General features: G+C 63.4%; 20 protein-coding genes. 13 read left to right on the top strand and 7 right to left on the bottom strand.

The features are described from left to right. Positions 1 to 8: 8 nt before the first annotated feature. The 7 genes from DNK59_RS23310 to DNK59_RS23340 all read left to right on the top strand — a co-directional run bounded on the left by DNK59_RS23310 (position 9) and on the right by DNK59_RS23340 (position 7,494). Positions 9 to 878 carry an SDR family oxidoreductase gene (locus tag DNK59_RS23310; RefSeq protein WP_110724801.1) on the top strand — a complete coding sequence of 290 codons (870 nt, stop codon included), beginning with the start codon at positions 9 to 11 and terminating at the stop codon, positions 876 to 878. Between the two features lie 3 nt (positions 879 to 881). After that, a complete protein-coding gene (atuC, locus tag DNK59_RS23315) occupies positions 882 to 2,498 on the top strand; it encodes a geranyl-CoA carboxylase subunit beta (protein WP_110724802.1) in 1,617 nt (538 codons plus the stop codon). Positions 2,499 to 2,537: 39 nt separating this feature from the next. Then, entirely contained in the window at positions 2,538 to 3,695 is a 1,158-nt protein-coding gene (atuD, locus tag DNK59_RS23320) for a citronellyl-CoA dehydrogenase (protein WP_092312285.1), read from the top strand. Then, the gene (locus DNK59_RS23325; protein ID WP_110724803.1) at positions 3,692 to 4,489 is read left to right on the top strand and encodes an enoyl-CoA hydratase/isomerase family protein; all 798 of its coding nucleotides are present in this window, start codon (positions 3,692 to 3,694) and stop codon (positions 4,487 to 4,489) included. The genes atuD and DNK59_RS23325 overlap by 4 nt, the downstream gene beginning before the upstream one ends. A gap of 58 nt (positions 4,490 to 4,547) precedes the next feature. Next, positions 4,548 to 6,533 (top strand): acetyl/propionyl/methylcrotonyl-CoA carboxylase subunit alpha, encoded by a 1,986-nt coding sequence (locus DNK59_RS23330; RefSeq protein ID WP_110724804.1) that lies wholly within the window; start codon positions 4,548 to 4,550, stop codon positions 6,531 to 6,533. A gap of 62 nt (positions 6,534 to 6,595) precedes the next feature. Beyond that, the gene (locus DNK59_RS23335; protein ID WP_092312276.1) at positions 6,596 to 7,135 is read left to right on the top strand and encodes an exonuclease domain-containing protein; all 540 of its coding nucleotides are present in this window, start codon (positions 6,596 to 6,598) and stop codon (positions 7,133 to 7,135) included. Between the two features lie 74 nt (positions 7,136 to 7,209). Beyond that, positions 7,210 to 7,494 (top strand): pyrimidine/purine nucleoside phosphorylase, encoded by a 285-nt coding sequence (locus DNK59_RS23340; RefSeq protein ID WP_011062476.1) that lies wholly within the window; start codon positions 7,210 to 7,212, stop codon positions 7,492 to 7,494. A gap of 81 nt (positions 7,495 to 7,575) precedes the next feature. On the opposite strand, the gene DNK59_RS23345 is transcribed toward DNK59_RS23340, so the two are convergent. Beyond that, positions 7,576 to 8,379, bottom strand: coding sequence for an MOSC domain-containing protein (locus tag DNK59_RS23345; RefSeq protein ID WP_110724805.1), 804 nt, complete (start codon positions 8,377 to 8,379; stop codon positions 7,576 to 7,578). A gap of 95 nt (positions 8,380 to 8,474) precedes the next feature. Continuing rightward, the gene (locus DNK59_RS23350; RefSeq protein ID WP_060840378.1) at positions 8,475 to 9,410 is read right to left on the bottom strand and encodes a chemotaxis protein CheV; all 936 of its coding nucleotides are present in this window, start codon (positions 9,408 to 9,410) and stop codon (positions 8,475 to 8,477) included. Positions 9,411 to 9,973: 563 nt separating this feature from the next. Here DNK59_RS23350 and DNK59_RS23355 point away from each other — a divergent pair. The 3 genes from DNK59_RS23355 to DNK59_RS23365 all read left to right on the top strand — a co-directional run bounded on the left by DNK59_RS23355 (position 9,974) and on the right by DNK59_RS23365 (position 12,494). Then, the gene (locus DNK59_RS23355) at positions 9,974 to 10,411 is read left to right on the top strand and encodes a hypothetical protein (protein ID WP_110724806.1); all 438 of its coding nucleotides are present in this window, start codon (positions 9,974 to 9,976) and stop codon (positions 10,409 to 10,411) included. Between the two features lie 533 nt (positions 10,412 to 10,944). Further along, entirely contained in the window at positions 10,945 to 11,838 is an 894-nt protein-coding gene (locus tag DNK59_RS23360; protein ID WP_110724807.1) for a sensor histidine kinase, read from the top strand. Beyond that, positions 11,835 to 12,494, top strand: a complete 660-nt coding sequence (locus DNK59_RS23365) for a response regulator transcription factor (RefSeq protein ID WP_110724808.1) — start codon at positions 11,835 to 11,837, stop codon at positions 12,492 to 12,494. The genes DNK59_RS23360 and DNK59_RS23365 overlap by 4 nt, the downstream gene beginning before the upstream one ends. Position 12,495: 1 nt before the next feature. On the opposite strand, the gene yegS is transcribed toward DNK59_RS23365, so the two are convergent. Beyond that, the gene (yegS, locus tag DNK59_RS23370) at positions 12,496 to 13,395 is read right to left on the bottom strand and encodes a lipid kinase YegS (RefSeq protein ID WP_092312260.1); all 900 of its coding nucleotides are present in this window, start codon (positions 13,393 to 13,395) and stop codon (positions 12,496 to 12,498) included. 335 nt (positions 13,396 to 13,730) lie between these two features. Between yegS and DNK59_RS23375 the strand changes: the two genes are divergently transcribed. Further along, positions 13,731 to 15,188 (top strand): mannose-1-phosphate guanylyltransferase/mannose-6-phosphate isomerase, encoded by a 1,458-nt coding sequence (locus DNK59_RS23375; protein ID WP_110724809.1) that lies wholly within the window; start codon positions 13,731 to 13,733, stop codon positions 15,186 to 15,188. Positions 15,189 to 15,362: 174 nt separating this feature from the next. Beyond that, on the top strand, positions 15,363 to 15,617 hold the full coding sequence (locus DNK59_RS23380) for a hypothetical protein (RefSeq protein WP_092312251.1): 255 nt from the start codon (positions 15,363 to 15,365) through the stop codon (positions 15,615 to 15,617). Positions 15,618 to 15,660: 43 nt separating this feature from the next. Here DNK59_RS23380 and glp read toward each other — a convergent pair whose 3' ends face one another. After that, on the bottom strand, positions 15,661 to 16,848 hold the full coding sequence (glp, locus tag DNK59_RS23385) for a gephyrin-like molybdotransferase Glp (protein WP_177431290.1): 1,188 nt from the start codon (positions 16,846 to 16,848) through the stop codon (positions 15,661 to 15,663). Positions 16,849 to 16,870: 22 nt separating this feature from the next. Continuing rightward, positions 16,871 to 17,410, bottom strand: coding sequence for a molybdenum cofactor biosynthesis protein B (moaB, locus tag DNK59_RS23390; RefSeq protein ID WP_092312245.1), 540 nt, complete (start codon positions 17,408 to 17,410; stop codon positions 16,871 to 16,873). A 274-nt stretch (positions 17,411 to 17,684) separates the two neighbouring features. Here moaB and DNK59_RS23395 point away from each other — a divergent pair, with 274 nt between their 5' ends. Further along, positions 17,685 to 17,906, top strand: a complete 222-nt coding sequence (locus DNK59_RS23395; protein ID WP_016964711.1) for a YgdI/YgdR family lipoprotein — start codon at positions 17,685 to 17,687, stop codon at positions 17,904 to 17,906. 72 nt (positions 17,907 to 17,978) lie between these two features. Here the strand turns inward: DNK59_RS23395 and DNK59_RS23400 are convergent, their stop codons facing one another. Next, positions 17,979 to 18,869 (bottom strand): pseudouridine synthase, encoded by an 891-nt coding sequence (locus DNK59_RS23400; RefSeq protein WP_110724811.1) that lies wholly within the window; start codon positions 18,867 to 18,869, stop codon positions 17,979 to 17,981. Between the two features lie 78 nt (positions 18,870 to 18,947). Next, positions 18,948 to 19,268, bottom strand: coding sequence for a transcriptional regulator (locus tag DNK59_RS23405; protein ID WP_092312239.1), 321 nt, complete (start codon positions 19,266 to 19,268; stop codon positions 18,948 to 18,950). Positions 19,269 to 19,274: the final 6 nt, after the last annotated feature.

Raw genomic sequence — 19,274 nt, forward strand, 5'->3', positions numbered from 1 at the left:
GAGTTGCCGTGGTGTACGAGTCGATTTTCAAAGACCGATTGTTTGCCGGCCAGACCATAATCGTCACCGGCGGCGGCAGCGGTATTGGCCGCTGCACCGCCCATGAACTGGCGGCCCTCGGCGCCCGGGTGCTGCTGGTGGGGCGCAAGGCGGAAAAACTGCAGCAGGTGGCCGGGGAAATAGCCGAAGACGGCGGCCTGGCCCACTGGCAGGCCTGCGACATTCGCGACGAGGACGCGGTCAAGGCCCTGGTGGCGCAACTGATCGAAGGTTTTGGTCCGATCCACGGCCTGGTGAACAATGCCGGCGGCCAATACCCGGCGCCGCTGGCGTCGATCAATCAGAAGGGCTTCGAGACTGTGTTGCGCACCAATCTGGTGGGCGGTTTCCTCATGGCCCGGGAAGTCTTCAACCAGTCCATGAGCCGCCACGGCGGGAGCATCGTCAACATGCTCGCCGACATGTGGGGCGGCATGCCGGGCATGGGGCACTCCGGCGCGGCGCGCTCGGGGATGGACAACTTCACCAAGACCGCAGCCTTCGAATGGGGCCATGCCGGGGTTCGGGTCAACGCCGTGGCCCCGGGCTGGATCGCCTCCAGCGGCATGGACACTTACCAAGGTGCGTTCAAGGCGGTGATCCCCACCCTGCGCGAGCACGTGCCGCTCAAGCGCATTGGCACGGAATCGGAAGTCAGCGCCGCGATCGTGTTTCTGCTCAGCCCCGGCGCGGCCTTTATCAGCGGCAGTACCCTGCGCATCGACGGCGCCGCCAGCCTCGGCAGCCGCGCCTGGCCATTGAGCAAGGCGCGCAACAGTGAGTCGTACAACGGTTTTCACCGGGCCTACCTGCCCGATGTGCTCAAGGGCGAGGAGTAAGTCATGCCGGTGATCCAGTCCCAGCTCGATCCCCACAGCCCGTCGTTCGCCGAGAACCGCGAAGCGATGCTGGCGGGCCTGCAACAGGTGCAGCAGTTGCAGCAAGACCTGCTGAACAAGGCGGCCGAGGCCAAGGCCAGGTTCGACCAGCGCGGCCAGTTGCTGCCCCGCGAGCGCCTCAACCTGCTGCTGGACCCGGGCGCGCCCTTTCTTGAGCTGGCCAGCTTGGCCGGCTACAAGCTGCACGACGACAAGGACGGCAGCCAGGCCGGCGGCGGGCTGATCGCCGGCATCGGTTATGTATGCGGGGTGCGCATGCTGGTGGTGGCCAACAACAGTGCGATCAAGGGCGGCACCATTTCCCCCAGCGGCCTGAAGAAATCCCTGCGCCTGCAACAGATCGCCATGGAGAACAAGCTGCCGGTGGTGACCCTGGCGGAAAGCGGCGGCGCCAACCTCAACTACGCCGCGGAAATCTTCGTCGAAGGCGCGCGCAGCTTCGCCAATCAGGCACGAATGTCGGCCATGGGCCTGCCACAGATCACCGTGGTCCACGGCTCGGCCACCGCCGGCGGCGCCTATCAGCCCGGGCTCTCGGATTACGTGGTGGTGGTACGCGGCAAGGCCAAGCTATTTCTCGCCGGCCCGCCGCTGCTCAAGGCCGCCACCGGTGAAGTGGCCACCGATGAACAACTGGGGGGCGCCGAGATGCACGCCCAGGTCGCCGGCACCGCCGAGTACCTGGCGCAGAACGACGCCGACGGCATCCGCATCGTCCGCGAGATCGTCAGCCTGCTGCCGTGGAATGCCCAGTTGCCGGTGCAGCCGGCGCGGACCTGGAGCGAGCCGCTGTACCCCATCGACGAATTGCTCGGGCTGATTCCCGCTGACCCGAAAAAGCCCTACGACGCCCGGGAAATCGTCGCTCGCCTGGCGGACGGCTCGCAGTTCCTGGAGTTCAAGGGCGAGTTCGATGCCCAGACCCTGTGCGGCCACTTGCAGATCCAGGGCCGGGCCTGCGGCTTTATCGGCAACAACGGCCCGATCACGCCCCAGGGCGCGAGCAAGGCCGCGCAGTTCATCCAGCTGTGCGACCAGAGCCGCACGCCGCTGCTGTTCTTCCATAACACCACCGGGTTCATGGTGGGCACCGAGTCCGAACAGCAAGGGGTGATCAAGCACGGGGCGAAGATGATCCAGGCGGTGGCCAATGCCCGGGTGCCGAAACTGACCATCGTTGTCGGCGGTTCCTACGGTGCCGGCAACTACGCCATGTGCGGCCGCGGCCTGGACCCGCGCTTCATCTTCGCCTGGCCCAACAGCCGCACGGCGGTGATGGGCGGCGCCCAGGCCGGCAAGGTGCTGCGCATCGTCACCGAAGCCAAGCATGCGAAGAACGGCCAGGAAGCCGACCCCAAGATGCTCGACATGCTGGAGCAGGTCACCGCGCAGAAGCTCGACAGCCAGTCCACCGCCTTGTATGGCAGCGCCAACCTGTGGGACGACGGACTGATCGATCCGCGGGATACCCGCACGCTGCTGGGCTACCTGCTGGATATTTGCCACGAAGCGCAGGTGCGGGAATTGGCGCCCAATAGCTTCGGCGTGGCGCGGTTTTGACAGGACATTTCGCGGTCTGACCCACTTGAGGAGAACCCCATGATCTTCACCCAGGAACACGAAGAACTGCGGCGCACGGTGCGCCATTTTGTCGACCGCGAGATCAATCCACATGTCGAGGAATGGGAGAAGGCCGGGCGCTTTCCCATCCACGAGATCTTCCGCAAGGCTGGCGAGCTGGGGCTGCTGGGCATCTCCAAGCCGGAAAAATTCGGCGGCATGGGCCTGGACTACAGCTACTCCATCGTCGCCGCCGAGGAGTTCGGCACCATCCATTGCGGCGGCATTCCCATGTCCATCGGCGTGCAGACCGACATGTGCACCCCGGCCCTGGCGCGCTTCGGCTCCGATGAACTGCGCGAGCAATTCCTGCGCCCGGCCATCAGCGGCGAGCAGGTGGGCTGCATCGGCGTCTCCGAAGTCGGCGCCGGCTCCGATGTCGCCGGGCTCAAGACCCATGCGCGCAAGGACGGTGACGACTACGTGATCAACGGCAGCAAGATGTGGATCACCAACTCCCCCAGCGCCGACTTCATCTGTCTGTTGGCCAATACCTCGGACGACAAGCCCCACGTCAACAAGTCGCTGATCATGGTGCCGATGAACACTCCCGGCATCAGCCTCAGTTCGCACCTGGACAAGCTCGGCATGCGCAGCTCGGAAACCGCACAGGTGTTCTTCGACAATGTGCGGGTGCCCCAGCGCAACCGCATCGGTCATGAGGGCGCGGGGTTCATGATGCAGATGCTGCAGTTTCAGGAGGAACGGCTGTTCGGCGCGGCGAACATGATCAAGGGCCTGGAATACTGCGTCGACAGCACCATCGAATACTGCAGGGAGCGCCGCACCTTCGGCAGCCCGCTGATCGACAACCAAGTGATCCACTTCCGCCTGGCCGAACTGTCCACCGAAATCGAATGCCTGCGGGCCCTGGTCTACCAGGCCACCGAGCAGTACGTGCGCGGCCAGGACGTGACCCGCCTGGCCTCCATGGCCAAGCTCAAGGCCGGGCGCCTGGGCCGCGAGGTCAGCGACAGCTGCCTGCAATACTGGGGCGGCATGGGCTTCATGTGGGACAACCCGGTGGCCCGGGCCTATCGCGACGTGCGCCTGGTGTCGATCGGCGGTGGTGCCGACGAGATCATGCTGGGGATCATCTGCAAACTCATGGGCATCCTGCCGGGGAAAAAGCAATGAGCCCGCTTCCGGCCTGCCAGACGCTGTTGCTGGAGTCGCGCAACGGCGTGCTGTTGATCCGCCTCAACCGTCCCGAAAGCCGCAACGCCATGAGCCTGCAAATGGTCGCCGAACTGCGCATGGTGATGGCGGCAGTGCATGACCGGCGCAGCGTCCGCGCCCTGGTTCTGCGTGGCGCTGGCGAGCACTTCTGCGCCGGCGGCGACCTCAAGGACATGGCCGGCGCCCGAGCCCACGGCAGCGCCGCCTACCGGGAATTGAACCGGGCCTTCGGCGCCCTGCTGGAAGAGGCGCAGCAAATGCCCCAGGTGCTGATTTGCCTGTTGCAAGGAGCGGTGCTGGGAGGCGGCTTCGGCCTGGCCTGTGTCAGCGACATCGCCATTGCCGAGCAATCGGCGCAGTTCGGCATGCCGGAAACCAGCCTGGGCCTGCTGCCGGCACAGATTGCCCCGTTCGTGGTGCAGCGCATCGGCCTGACCCAGGCCCGGCGCCTGACCCTGACCGCCGCCCGCTTCGACGGTGCCGAGGCCCAGCGCCTGGGGCTGGTGCACTTTGTCGAGCCCGATGCCCAGGCCCTGCAGGCACGCCTTGAGCAGCAGCTGGCCCAGGTGCTGCGCTGCGCTCCCGGGGCCAATGCGGCGACCAAGGCCCTGCTGCTGGCCAGTGTCGAACAGCCCCGGGGCCCGTTGCTGGACCAGGCCGCCAGCGACTTCGCCAACGCGGTCATGGGCGAAGAAGGGGTCGAGGGCACCCTGGCCTTCGTGCAGAAACGCCCACCGGCCTGGGCCAACTGAGCCCTGGCTGGAGCCGGCTTGCCGGCGAACGCCCCTCCACCGATTCCCGGGAGCCCGTATGCCCAATTTCAGCAAGATCCTGATCGCCAACCGCGGCGAAATCGCCTGCCGCATCCAGCGCACCGCCCAGGCCCTGGGCTATCGCACCGTGGCGGTGTACAGCGACGCCGACGCCGACGCGCTGCATGTGCACATGGCCGACGAAGCCCTGCACATCGGCCCATCGCCAGTGCAGCAGTCCTACCTCAACGGCGAAGCGATCCTCGACGCTGCCCGTCGCAGTGGCGCCGACGCCATCCACCCGGGCTACGGCTTCCTCTCGGAAAACCACGAATTCGCCGCTGCCTGCGCCGCCGCTGGCATCACCTTCATCGGCCCCAGTGCCGCTGCCATTGAGTTGATGGGCAGCAAGCGCCGTTCGAAAATCGCCATGCTCGAAGCCGGTGTGCCCTGTATCCAGGGCTATCAGGGCGAAGACCAGGCTGACGCGACCCTGCAGCGCGAGGCACAGCGCATCGGTTACCCGCTGATGATCAAGGCCAGCGCCGGCGGTGGCGGGCGCGGCATGCGCCTGGTGCAGGAGCACGAGGATCTGCTGGAGCAGATCCGTACCGCGCGCTCGGAAGCCCTGCACGCCTTCGGCAGCGACGAGCTGATTCTGGAACAGGCGCTGATCGAGCCCCGGCACGTGGAAATGCAAGTGTTCGGCGATCACCACGGTCATCTGATCTACCTGGGAGAGCGGGACTGCTCGATCCAGCGCCGCCATCAGAAGGTCATCGAAGAATCACCCTGCCCGGTGATGACCGAGGAACTGCGTCGGGCCATGGGCGAGGCAGCGCTCAAGGCCGGGCGCGCGGTGAACTATGTCGGGGCCGGCACCGTGGAGTTCCTGCTGGACGCGGGAGGCCGGTTCTACTTCCTGGAAATGAACACTCGCTTGCAGGTCGAGCATCCGGTGACCGAGCTGGTGACCGGCCTGGATCTGGTGGCCCTGCAGCTGCAAGTGGCCGCCGGCGAGCCGCTGCCCCTGAGCCAGGAGCAGGTGCAGCTCAAGGGACACGCCATCGAGGTGCGGCTGTACGCCGAGGACCCGGCGCAGAACTTCCTGCCGCAGACCGGCCAGGTACTGCGCTGGGAGCCGGCGCCGGGGCTGCGCACCGACCATGGCTTGCAGGAAGGCCAGTGGATCAGCCCGTTCTACGACCCGATGCTGGGCAAGCTGATTGCCCACGGCGCTACCCGCGAGGAAGCCCGGCGCAAGCTCTTGCGCGGGGTCGAAGACTGCGTGCTGCTGGGTCTTGAGAGCAATCGCCGGCTGCTCGCCGGTCTGCTTCGGCATCCGGTATTTGCCAGCGGCCGATTCAGCACCGCCTTTATCGCCGAACACTTCTCGCAAGACCCGAGCCTGCAACCTCAGGTGCCCGGCGACGAGGATCTGGCGATCGCCGCGGCGCTGTTCTATCAGCACAGCGCCAGCCACCACGGCGTGGCCTTTCGCGCCTGGCGCAATCAGGCCGGCGCGCCCCTGCTCTATCGACTGGGCCTGGGTGAGCAGCAGTGGTCGCTGCAACTGAGCGCTTCGGCAACCGGCCGGTTGCAGGTGCGGCAGGCGGATGTGCTGCACGAGGTGAAAATCTGCGCCGCCGATGGCCGCCGGGCCAGCCTGGAGGTCAATGGCATCCGGCGCCACTACGCCTACCGTCTGCAGGACGGCGAGCTGTGGCTGGGCAGCGCCAGTGGCAGCCTGCACCTGCAGGACCTGAGCCTCGCGCCGGTACAGGGCCAGTCGGACACCCATGGCGGCACCGTCAAGGCCCCCATGGACGGGGCTATCGTCGATGTGCAGGTCACCGAGGGCATGCGCGTCAGCAAGGGCCAACTGCTGCTGGTGCTGGAGGCGATGAAGATGGAACACCCACTCAAGGCCGGGATCGATGGGGTGATCACCCGGCTTCAGGTCAACCTTGGTGATCAGGTGAAGAACCGGCAGATCCTTCTGGAGGTGCAAGCGCCCGCTGGCGCCCCGGAAATGGAGCACTAGGCGGATGCTGCAGCTTTGGCTACGCTCAAGCCTCATCAGGATGTTGAAGGCTGGAATTTGCGATGCCCCACTGGCTGGTAATAGATTTGGAAGCCACGACGGATGAAGGGGGCTGGCCGGTGAGCGAGATGGAAATCATCGAAATCGGCGCCACCCTGGTCAACCGCCAAGGCCGCGAACAAGACCACTTCCAGCGTTTCGTCCGCCCCTTGCGACGCCCTCGGCTGACGCCGTTCTGTCGCGAACTGACCCATATCACCCAGGCCAACATCGACAGCGCCGCGCCCCTGAGCGAGGTCTGGACCCTGTTCGAGCGCTGGCTGGGCCAGCATCGGCCACGCCTGGAGGGCTGGGCCAGCTGGGGCGACTACGACCGCAAGCAGTTGCAGCTGGAATGGCACAACCAGCAGTTGCACAGCCTGCTGAATGAAGTGCCGCACATGAACCTCAAGCAACGCTTTGCCAAGGCCCGGCGCCTGGAACGTCCTCTGGGCCTGAATGCCGCCCTGCAACTGGCCGGCATGCAGTTCAACGGCCAACAGCATCGGGCCCTGGAAGATGCGCGCAATACCGCGCGCCTGTTGCCCCTGATTCTTCCTTGATGGCGGCAGGTGACGGCCCTTGAGGCCTTGTGCATACTGGCCAGCCTTTTTGACCCTTTCTTGAGGAATCGCCCATGTTTAAAGTCAACGAGTACTTCGACGGCACCGTCAAGTCGATTGCCTTCGGCACGGCCGAAGGCCCAGCCACCATTGGCGTCATGGCCCCGGGCGAATACGAGTTCGGTACGGCGCAGCGGGAAATCATGCACGTGGTGTCCGGCGCGCTGACCGTGCGCCTGCCAGACAGTGCCGATTGGGAAACCTTCCCTGCCGGCAGCCAGTTCAACGTCCCGGCCAACAGCAAGTTCCAGCTGAAAGTCGCGGTGGACACCGCTTATCTGTGCGAGTACCGCGGCTGATCGACACGCTGCGGCTTTAACACCGATAAAAAATGCCCGTCTGCGCAACAGACGGGCATTTTTCTTGGGGCCGGCGAAAGGTTATTCGAGCACCGTTACCGGCATTCCCACCTGCAGACGACCCGGGCCGTCGTTGACCAGGTTCTGCCCGAACATCGCCCCATCGGCCTGGGACCGGTACTTCTGCAAGGTCGCCAGGGGTTCGCGGTCGGCGCTGCGCTCGCCGGTCTGGGGGTCGATGGTAGTCAGGATGCAGCGCGAGCACGGCTTGACCACGCGAAACTCAAGGTCGCCAATCCGTATGCGCCGCCATTGGTCTTCGGCATAGGCCTGGCTGCCCTCGATCACCAGATTGGGGCGAAAACGCAGCATCTCCAGTGGCCGCCCGACCCGGCTGGACAGATCTTCAAGGGACGCCTGGCCAATCAGCAGCAGCGGAAAGCCATCGGCAAACGCCACTTGATCATCGTCCCTGCCGTAGCCGGCGGCGGTGCTCCGCGCCCGTTCCAGCGGCACCTGCACCAGGCGGGTAGGCTTGCCGACGAACTCACTGACCCAGGCAGCCGCCTCATCCCCGGCATCGGGAACCCGCAGGCTGTCCTGCCAGATGGTCACCCCACGCAAGGCCGCCGCGGCGTCCGGCAAGGGCACTTCAAGGCTGGAAAACCCGGTGGCACTGAGGGTCAGGCCACCCTGCTGGTTGTACAGGGCCGAGAGTTGACTCATGCGCGCCACCGCACGCTGGGTGAGAAAACGCCCGCTGGCTTCATCCACCAGCATCCAGCGGCGATCCCCTTGCAGCCCGAGCTTGTCCAGGCCGATCTGTTGCAGGGTTTCGCCCCGGGCGGATTTCAACGGGTATCGATAAAGCGCGCTAAGACGCATGTCCAGCTCCCTGTGTGAGCAAAAAAGCTCACCCTATACCAGCGCTCGGAGCAAACAAAGGCACAGGGAGAGCGGCTGTCGGCGCAGGCCCGGATTCAGGCGCTGACTTCGTCCAGCATCAGGCGCTGACGGACCACGTCCACCAGCTTGTCCGGCTGGAACTTGGAAAGGAAGTTGTCGCAACCAACCTTCTTGACCATGGATTCGTTGAAACTGCCGGACAAGGAAGTGTGCAGCACCACATACAGCCCACGCAGACGCGGGTCGTTGCGAATTTCGGTGGTCAGGCGGTAACCGTCCATTTCCGGCATTTCCGCATCGGTGAACACCATCAGCAGTTTGTCGGTCATCTCGACCCCGGTATCGGCCCAGGCCTTGAGCATGTTCAGGGCCTTGAGGCCGTCGCTGGCGATATGCATCTTCACCCCGAGCTGGCCGAGGGTATCGCGCAGTTGGGAGAGGGCCACATTGGAGTCGTCCACCAGCAGCACTTCGCGACCGCGAGCGCGCTCCAGCACCGGATCTTCGAGTTTGTCCCGGGAAACCTTGGCATTGTAGGGGACGATTTCGGCCAGGACTTTCTCGACGTCGATGATCTCCACCAGTTGTTCGTCGACCTTGCTGATGGCCGTCAGATAGTGCTGGCGCCCGGCGCTGGTGGGCGGCGGCATGATGGCTTCCCAGTTCATGTTGACGATGCGATCCACACCGCCCACCAGGAACGCCTGCACCGAGCGGTTGTACTCGGTGACGATGATGGTGCTGTTGGGCCCCGGAACCAGCGGGCGCATACCGATGGCCTGAGACAGGTCGATCACCGGCAGGGTCTGGCCCCGCAGGTTGACCACACCGCAGACAAACGGATGACGCTGGGGCATGAGGGTCAGCTTGGGCAGTTGCAGGACTTCCTGAACCTTGAAGACGTTGATGGCGAACAACTGCCGACCGGCCAGGCGGAACATGAGGATTTCCAGGCGATTCTCACCCACCAGCTGCGTGCGTTGATCTACCGTGTCGAGAATGCCGGCCATTGATGACTCCTGGGCTTGTTCTGATGAATTCACTAAAGACAGATATCGGCGGGCTGCGCCGTATCTTGACCCACATGCAAATTGCCATATGAAAGCCATTGATGTCACATTAACATCATGCTTTACTGAGGCCGTCAATTCAGCGACACCAGTCTCCGACGGCGCGACCTTATTCTCGGCGTAGAGTTCCTTCGCCTAAGGGTTTCCCCTAGCAACAATCAGGACCATCCTGATATTCGCGATATCCAATAGCCATTAATGTGACGCCATTCTCATTGCATGAACGGAGTCAGGCTTTTGTTTGTGACCGCAGAAAGGTGGCCCAGCACCCTTTCAAGCCTAAACACCCTTGCTCATCACGCCCCAGCGCCCATGCGCCGCATGGCTGTGGCCGGTATTTGGGCTGCGTTCGGAAACGATGAGAATAGTCTCTCGCGTGCGGCTGCAACCCCGGAAATAAAATCAGAATTATCCTATATACAATTTGAAAAAGCGCACCATACCTTAACCCCCTTCAGCCAGAGCCCTATCCCCTCATCGGACACGAAGTCATGGAGATAAGCATGCTAAAGGACAGCCACGAATGCGCGCCCCCCCTGCCTGAGTTCCTGCTCGAAGCCCAGGCCCTGCTGGCGAAATCGGAAGATTGCCTGAGCCATCTGCACCTGATCAGAAACGACGAAGAGGCGATCAACTGCCTGCTCGCCAGCCTGCAGTCCCTGGCCCAGATCGCAGCGCGCCACGCCATCAGTCCGCTGGCCGAGTTCGCCTTGCACATCCACGGCGTGCTCGAACGCACCGCGCACCCGGTGGACCTCAACGATCCGATCCTCGATGCCTTGAGGAGCTGCCTGACCCTGATGGCCTGGCAACTGGAACTGGTCGATCCGCACAATGGCCAACTCAATCTGGATGACAGCGAACAGCTCATGCTGATCGGCGAGCTTACCCAACAAGTGACACAGAACTGCACCTGCACCTACCCGTCCTGCAGCCATTGAAAGTGCACTTGTGCCAACCGATGGCCGATAAAGCCGCTATCTTCGATCGCCAACACAGAATATCGATACAACATAAGGTCCAAGGACAAGTAATGAGTCGTTATTGAATATTTCATACTCAACAACGACAGCATCGTTGCAAAAAAACCAACTAGCAACGGCCGGACTTACAGTTCCAATCCATATTTGCACGCGCAAATTCAACGAAAAGTCCTATTGGCACTTGGCCCTCCAAAACCCGCAGAGTACCTGGCACAAACGTGCCTAAGCCCGATATTCCTGACTTTTAAGACATATATACCTGCGCGCATAAACGCGACCAACGGTATGTTCGGTGGTATTATGCGGCGGATAAACGGACCCAGATAATGGCACTTTGATTCCAATGTCGACAGTCACTACGCGGCTTCTGCAAGAGCAACACACTGCATTGATCGAAGCCGGCAATTCAAATAATACTGTTTCTCAAACAAGCCTCGTCATCCATACCTGACCGGGCACTTCGCAGCGAACATTCATTGGCTCCATCCGCTATGTACGCCAGCCTCAAGTCATTCTTCTCTTGGCCTCCCTCCCGTGATCACCTGCGTTGGTTCAGCCTGTTGCTGTGCTCCGGCTCAAGCCTGGGCAATGTGCTGATCTACAGCCTGGGCCGACCCGTGCCCCTGCCCCTGCTTTTAGTCAATATCGCGGCGCTGGCCTGCATCTGGATGCACTACGGTTCTTCGCGAAAGTCCATCCGATTCCAGCCTCAGGAACTGGCCGAGCGCCTGCTCAAGGTCAAGGAAAATGAACGCCACCGCCTGAGCCGGGAGCTGCACGACGACATTGGCCAACTGCTGACCGCGGCCAAATTGCAGACTGACTGGCTCAAGCGCCGCCTGCCGGAAGACTTGCAGCAACCCTGCACCGTGCTCGCCACCACCCTGGAAGAGACTCTGGCCAAGGTTCGCGACGTGTCCGCCATTCTCAACCCCCGGCAACTGACCAGCCTGGGCCTGGAAGCCAGTCTGCGCGCCCATCTGCTCAAGACCCTGGAAAACACTTCGGTGCACTGGAGCCTGGAATGCCGCCAGAGCCTGACGGGAATTCCCGAGGAGATGGCGGTGGCGGCGTTTCGCATCACCCAGGAAGCCGTGACCAACATGCTGCGTCATGCCCGGGCCAAGAATCTGCTGGTGCGCCTGCAGCGCTTGCCCGAAGGCCTCTCGCTGTTCATCAGCGACGACGGCCAGGGATTCGCCCCAGCCAGCGATCCGGGGGCCCAGGGCCAGCGCGGCATGGCCGGGATGCAGGAACGAATCAGCCAACTGGGCGGCCTGCTGAAAGTCACCAGCGAAGCCGACCAAGGCACCCAGATCGAAGCACTCTTTCCCTGGGCCCCCCGCACTCTGGAACGGGCCAGCACGAATAAGGTTTCCCATTGACCTGTAATTTACTCTTGGTGGATGACCACTCGCTCATCCGGGCTGGCGTGCGAGCCCTGGTCATGGACATTCCCGGATACGCGGTGATCGGCGAGGCCGACGACGGCGCGCACCTGCTGGAAATGGTCGAGCAGTTGCGCCCGGACATCATCCTGCTGGACCTGTCGATGAAGCGCATCGGCGGCCTCGACGCCTTGCGCCGGCTCAAGGCGCTGCACCCGCAAAGCAAGGTCCTGATCCTCTCGATGCACACCGATCCGGCCCTGATCATGCAGGCTCTGGAGTCCGGCGCCCATGGCTACCTGCTCAAGGACACCACCGCCACCGAGCTGGAACATGCCCTGGAAGCCCTGCGCAACAACGAACGCTACCTGAGCCCGGCCATCGCTCACACAGTGATCACCCAGGCCCTGACCCGGGCCCAGAAACACACGCCACAGCCGGTGGACAACCACAACCTGACCGCTCGCCAACTGGAAATCCTGCGGCTGATCGTGCGCGGCAAGTCCACCCGGGAGATCGCCCTGGGCCTGGGTCTGAGCATCAAGACCGTGGAAACCCACCGTTCGCAGATCATGAAACGCCTGCAGATCTTCGATGTCGCCGGCCTGGTGCTGTTCGCCGTGCGCGAACACATCATCAGCCTCGACGACTGACCTAAGGCGTACCGCCGAGCAACGGCGAGTCCGCCGGCAAGTGCACCTGCAAGGCCGCCGGACGTGCGCTGAAGCGCAAGGTGTCGCCCTGCAGCGGCTCGCCATCGAGATTGATGTCCAGCCCCCGCGAAGCCTTGATCTCGACCCAGGGCAGACGCGCGCGAACAAACATGTTGTCGATCCCCAGGCCGCCGGCCAGCAGGTTCTTCAACGTGCCCACCAGTTCCTGCGGGGCCGGCAGGATGCTGATATCCAGCAAACCGTCATCCGCCAGGGCGCCCGGACACAGTTCATGCCCGCCCCCCGCCTGACGGCCATTGCCGATGCCCAGGGCCAGGAGTTCGCCACGCCAGTGGAAATCCGGCCCCTGCAACTCGCCATAGGCCGCGCTCAACTCGGCAAAGCGCGACAGCCCGGTAAACAGATAAGCAGCGCCGCCGAGGACTTTCTTCAGGTCTTCCGAGGTGTTGGCGGTCACCTGACTGCCGAAGCCGCCGGTGGCCATGTTGAGGAATATCTGCCCACCCACCTCCCCCAGGTCGACCGCCCGGGGAGCAACCTCCAGCAGTTCCAGGGCGGCGGCTGGCTCCAGTGGCACCCCGGCGGCGCGGGCAAAGTCATTGGCCGTGCCCAGTGGCAACAGCACCAGGCTGGCCGGATTCGGCGCGTTGGCCAGGGCCTCGGCGATGTCGCGCAAAGTGCCATCACCGCCCCCGGCAATCAGCCGCGTGTGGCCGGCGGCCAGCCCTTCATTTACCAGGCGCCGGGCATCCCCCGCCTCCCAGGTCAGCCGCACCGACAATGCCCAGCCCTCGGCCCGCTTGGCCTCGACCGCCGCGCGGACCTCTTCGTTGAGGGCCTGTTTGCCGTGCAGTATCAGCAATGCCTTGCGCTCACTCATCAGCCATGACTCCGGTTATTGAATCCTTGAAGGATGTTGACCTTGGGCAATGCGAAAAAAGTCTGTCCCGTCGATTAATTTTTACCGGCGGCGGATCTGTCCGGGCAGCCCTTCTCTGATCAGGATGAGTCAGCTGCCGCCCCCTCAGCACCTGCAGCCGCTTGCCCATGGCTGGCACAAACCAATGGCCGAGCAACCTCAACCGACAGCCCGGAAAAATCACCCAACCTGGCGAAATCCCTTCGCGCCACAGCAAAAACTGCTCAATCCGCTTTGATCTGTGCATCCACTGGCGCACCATGGCGCCCATCATCATGTCCCGCGAGACCTACTGAGTGAGCACTCTCATTCCCTGCATCATTGCTGGCGGCGCCGGCGCCCGCCTGTGGCCGGTATCCCGCGAGGCCACGCCCAAACCCTTCATGCGCCTGCCCGACGGCGACAGCCTGCTGCAGAAAACCTTCGCCCGCGCTGCCGCCCTCAAGGACGTCGAGCGGCTGCTGACGGTGACCAACCGTGAAGTGTTCTTCCGCACCCTGGACGACTACCGTCCGCTGAACCAGACCCGGATCGAGCTGGACTTCATCCTCGAACCCTTTGGCCGCAACACCGCGCCGGCCATCGCCGCTGCGGCGCTGCACGTCAGTCAACGCTATGGCGCTGACGCACAACTGCTGGTACTGCCTGCCGACCACCTGATCAAGGATGTCGCGGCATTTGTCGCCGCGGTGGACAACGCCCGGCCTCTGGCCGAACAAGGCTGGCTGGTAACCTTCGGTCTGGTGCCCACCCATGCGGAAACCGGCTTCGGCTATATCGAGAAAGGTCAGGCTCTGAACGACCACAGCTTCCAGGTCGGGCGCTTTATCGAGAAACCCGATGCCGCCACGGCCCAGCGCTACGTCGAGGGCGGCCAGCATCTGTGGAATGGCGGAATGTTCTGCATGCGCGCCGACGTGATGCTTCAGGAGCTGCGGGAGTTCGTGCCGCAAGTGCTCAGCGCCGTCGAGCACTGCCTGGAGCGCAGCTACTGCAAGGAAGGCCCGCACGAGTTGCAAGTGGAACTGGAGAGCGACAGCTTCGCCCAGGCGCCGGACATCTCCATCGACTACGCGGTGATGGAACGCTCGAAGAAAGTCGCTGTGGTGCCCTGCCAGCTCGGCTGGAGCGATATCGGCTCCTGGCAGGCGGTGCGCGAGCTGATCCCGGCGGACGAACAGGGCAACCAGTGCACCGGTGAAACCGTGCTGCACGAGGTCAGCAATTGCTACATCGATTCGCGCCAGCGCCTGGTAGGCGCCGTCGGCCTGGACAACCTGATCATCGTCGACACCCCGGACGCGCTGCTGATCGCCGATGGCAAGCGCAGCCAGGACGTCAAACTGATCGCCCAGGAGCTCAAGCGCCTGGGCCACGATGCCTACCGGCTGCACCGCACCGTGAACCGCCCCTGGGGCGCCTACACCGTGCTCGAGGAAGGGCCGCGCTTCAAGATCAAGCGCATCGAGGTCAAGCCCGGCGCCTCACTGTCCCTGCAGATGCATCACCACCGCAGCGAGCACTGGATCGTGGTCAGCGGCATGGCCCGGGTAATCAACGGAGAAGACGAACTGCTGCTCGACACCAATGAATCGACCTTTATCAAACCCGGGCGCCCCCACCAGTTGAGCAATCCCGGAGTCATCGACCTGGTCATGATTGAAGTACAAAGCGGCGAATACCTGGGCGAAGACGACATCGTGCGCTTCAACGACCTGTATGGCCGGGCCCCGATCACCCCTGGCACCCGCTGAAATAGCGTCGAGCCCATGAGTCCGGCCCGCCAGCCCTGAGGACCGGAAAAAAGGTGCAGGATTTAAAGTAAATTTTCTGACCGCAGAATGAGAATTGCCTGAATTGACCCTGTCGAGCCAATCAGTGACTGTGCATGCCAGGCACTGATGCCTCATACAGGGAAGTGAATCGTCATGAACGACAAAGGGTTTTATCCACGAGGGCATTCACCCCTCACCCGCATCAAGGACAGCTCCTGGCTGACGGGACATCCGTCACCGGAGTTCGAGCTGCCACTCTCGTGCGAGGCGCAAGCGCATCACTCCAGGCTGCTGTCGATACTCAAGGGCGTGGGCTGGCTGACGCTGGCAGCCTCGATACTGGCGGGGCTGGTGAGCTGGGGTTTGCACAGCCGTTTCGGCCTGCTGCTGTTGCTCCTGCTGCGCTGAACCACGAGGCGCGGGCCCGACACCGAAGCGGCCCCGCGCTCGATCAATCCAGCACCTCGCTCAACGGGATGAAGCTGACCCAATCGCCCTCTTCCAGGGTCCGACCTTCCAGCACTTCCACCAGGCCTTCCGCCCAGGCCGCGCTGCGCAATACCCCCGAGCTCTGGTTGCGATAGATGATCGCTCGCCCGTTCTCCAGGCGGCCGCGCAGGTACTCGCGACGATTGCCCGGCTGGGGCCAGACAAAACCGCCAGGCACCTGGAAGCGCATTGGCTGCACCTGCTGCACGCCCTGGCGTCGGAGCAGATAGGGCCTCGCCAGCAGGGCGAAGGTCACCAGAGTGGAAGCCGGGTTGCCCGGCAGACCAATCACCGGCACACCGCGAAAATGGCCGACGGTCAGGGGCTTGCCGGGTTTGATCGCCAGCTTCCACAGCGTCAGTTCGCCGGCTTCCCGCAGGGCCATCCCGAGAAAGCCCGCCACCCCCCCCGACCCCCCGCCAGTGGAGAGAATCAGATCGACCTCGCCCAACTCCGCCAGGCGCTGGCGGGTCGCGGGCAGATCATCAGGCAGGATGCCCGCGTCCAGCACTTCGCCGCCCAGGCGCTGCAACCAGCTGCACAGCAGTACCCGGTTGCTGTTGTAGATCTGCCCGGGCCCCAGGGCCTGGCCCGGCTCCACCAACTCGTCACCGGTGGACAGCACCGCCACCCGGACCCGCCGCACCACGGCCAGTTCGGCACATCCCAGGGAAGCCGCGAGCCCCTGCTCGATCGGCCCCAGGCGTGTCCCGGCCGCCAGCACCTGCTCGCCCGCCGTGGTTTCCTGCCCCTGGGGACGGATATTCTGGCCGACCTTCAAGGATTGAGTGAACAGCACCCGCTGATCGTCCTGAACCTGGGCGTTTTCCTGCATTTCAACGCAATCCGCGCCGGCCGGTACCGGCGCGCCGGTAAAGATCCGCGCACAGGTTCCCGGTTGCAACGGCTCGGGGGACTGTCCGGCGAAGATCCGCTGGCTGACCGGCAAGGGCTCGCCCTTCCAGTCCTCCAGGCGCAAGGCGTAGCCGTCCATGGCGCTGTTGGGCCAGGGCGGCAGGTCCAGGCTGGAGATCAGTGCCTCGGCCAGCACCCGGCCCTGTGTAGCCGCCAGGGGCAATTGTTCACGCTCAACAATCGGCGCCGCCGCGGCCATGGCCAGCAAACGCTCCAGCGCCTCCTCAACCGGCATCAAGGCGCCGAGCTTGCCCGGCTTACCCACGGGACTCACAAGCCGCCACCTGTTTCAGATGGGTAACGAAATTGCACGGCCGGTGGCGTGAATCCAGCTGCTCGGCGAGGATTCCATCCCAGCCGGTGCGCACTGCATTGGTGGAGCCCGGCAGGCAGCACACCAGGGTGCCGTTGGCCAGCCCGGCCAGCGCTCGGGACTGCACGGTGGAAGTGCCGATGTCGGCCACCGAGATCTGCCGGAACAGTTCACCGAAACCGTCGACCTGCTTGTCCAGCAGACAGGCCACCGCTTCAGGAGTGCTGTCGCGACCGGTAAAGCCGGTACCGCCGGTGATCAGCACCACCTGCACTTGTTCGTCGGCGATCCAGGTGGCGACCTGGGCGCGGATCTTGTACAGATCGTCCTTGAGCAACACCCGTGCGGCCAGACGATGACCTGCGGCGCCCAGACGCTCGACGAAGACCTGTCCGGAGGTGTCGGTTTCCAGGGTGCGGGTATCACTGACGGTCAACACCGCAATGTTCAGGGGAACAAAAGGTACATCAGCCTTGGCTTTCATAGGCTCGATCCTGAGGTGAGAGAAACAGCCCGGTGTTATATCACAGCGCTCCGACCCGCCGCCCCTGGCGGCCGGCAATCCCCCTGGGGACTGTGCGGGCCGCCAGGGCCAGGCATGTGCCTACGGGACCAGGCACGCAACACAAATCAAGATAACTCGCTTAACGCCTACGATCTGTCTGGCAACGTGGCAGAATGCACCCGACCAAGGAACTTGCAGACGCTCAATACGTCTGAAGACCAGCACTCAAAAGTACTCATTTCGGAGACACACAATGACTCATCGGACCCTCGCCACTTTCATGCTCGCACTGGGCCTGGCTACGCTCGCTGGTTGCGCTTCGCCATCAGTGATCACCTTGAATGACGGTCGCGAAATCCAGGCCGTTGACACCCCCAAATACGACAAGGACTCGGGTTTCTACGAGTTCGAGCAGTTGGACGGCAAGCGCACCCGAATCAACAAGGATCAGGTCCGTACCGTCAAGGAGCTGTAAGCCCAACGGCTATCGATCTGCACGCAATGAAACCCGCCTGGTGCGGGTTTTATTGTTTCTGCGAAACGGTTTTCACCACTGCAGGCGGATGCGGCTTTCGAACTCGCGCTCATGTCCGGTCAGCGGATCGATGAAACGCAGCCCCTGGGCCAACAGCTTGAGCGGCCTGGCATGATCGTCCTCGGCATCCTTGAGCACCTCGGGGTAGAAAGGGTCGTTGCAGATCGCAGCCCCCAGTGCGCTCATGTGCACGCGCAACTGATGCTTCTTGCCGGTCACCGGGTACAACGCGTAACGCCACAGGTCGCCGTGCTTTTCCCTGACCTCGATGGCGGTTTCGGTGTTGCTTGCCCCCGCGCCTTCCTGCATGCGGAAGAACGGCTCGCCGTCCACCAGGCGGCTCTTGTGCACCAGGGGAAAGCTCATGTGCGGCAAGGCGCCGGCGATGGCCTCGTAGCGTTTCTCGATCTGCCGGGTCGGGAACAGCGCCTGATAGGCCGAACGACTGCCGGGATCGGCGGAAAACAGCACCAGCCCGGCGGTGTGTCGGTCGATACGGTGCAAGGGCACCAGGTGCGGGTTGTCCAGGCGCCGGATCAGACGGCGCAGCAGGGTCTGCTCGACATACTCCCCCGACGGCGTGACCGGGAGGAAATGCGGTTTGTCCGCCACCACCAGATGCTCGTCGGCATAGAGGATGCTCTCCTGCACCGGGATTACCTTCTCGTCCGGCACCTCGCGAAAATAATGAATCCGCAGGCCTTCGCGATAGGCCAGATCCACACTGATGGGCTGGCCATGCCCGTCCAGCACCCGACCACGGGCGATGCGATCCAGCCATTGCTCGCGGCTGATGGCCTTGAAGTGATCGCACAGGCAGTCCAGCACCGTCGGCCAGGAGCCGGGGGGCAGGTACAAGGTGCTGGCTTGATGCTGTGCAGCAGAAAAACTCGCGGAGGACATGACAAAGCTCGAGGGTTCAATGCGAGGCGGCATTATCCAACAGCAGCCCCCAGGAAACCTAGGATCAGTTTGCCGGCCTCAAGCACACGAATGCTGGGCCTGCGCGGCAGCCTCGGTGAACTCCTTGAGCCAGCGCAACACATCCACGGCCTCCCAGCGACCCGGATCATAGAGGGCGTACAGCAGCCCCTGGTAGCCCACCACATCCAGTTGCCGATGGTAACCGGCACGCTGGAACAGGGCCTCGATCTCGGCAAAGCAGGTGTTGAAATGCAACTTGTTGAAGGGCGTCTTGCCTTCGGTGACCAGTCCGTCCAGGCGCAGCTCTAGCACCGCCTCCCGAACCACATCGGCAGACATGCCGTTCACGCTGTTTTTCAGTTGTTCGACATTGACCATCATGTA

Origin of the sequence: Pseudomonas sp. TKO26 (genome assembly GCF_003225665.1) — a bacterium.
Taxonomy (GTDB): Bacteria; Pseudomonadota; Gammaproteobacteria; order Pseudomonadales; family Pseudomonadaceae; genus Aquipseudomonas; species Aquipseudomonas saponiphila.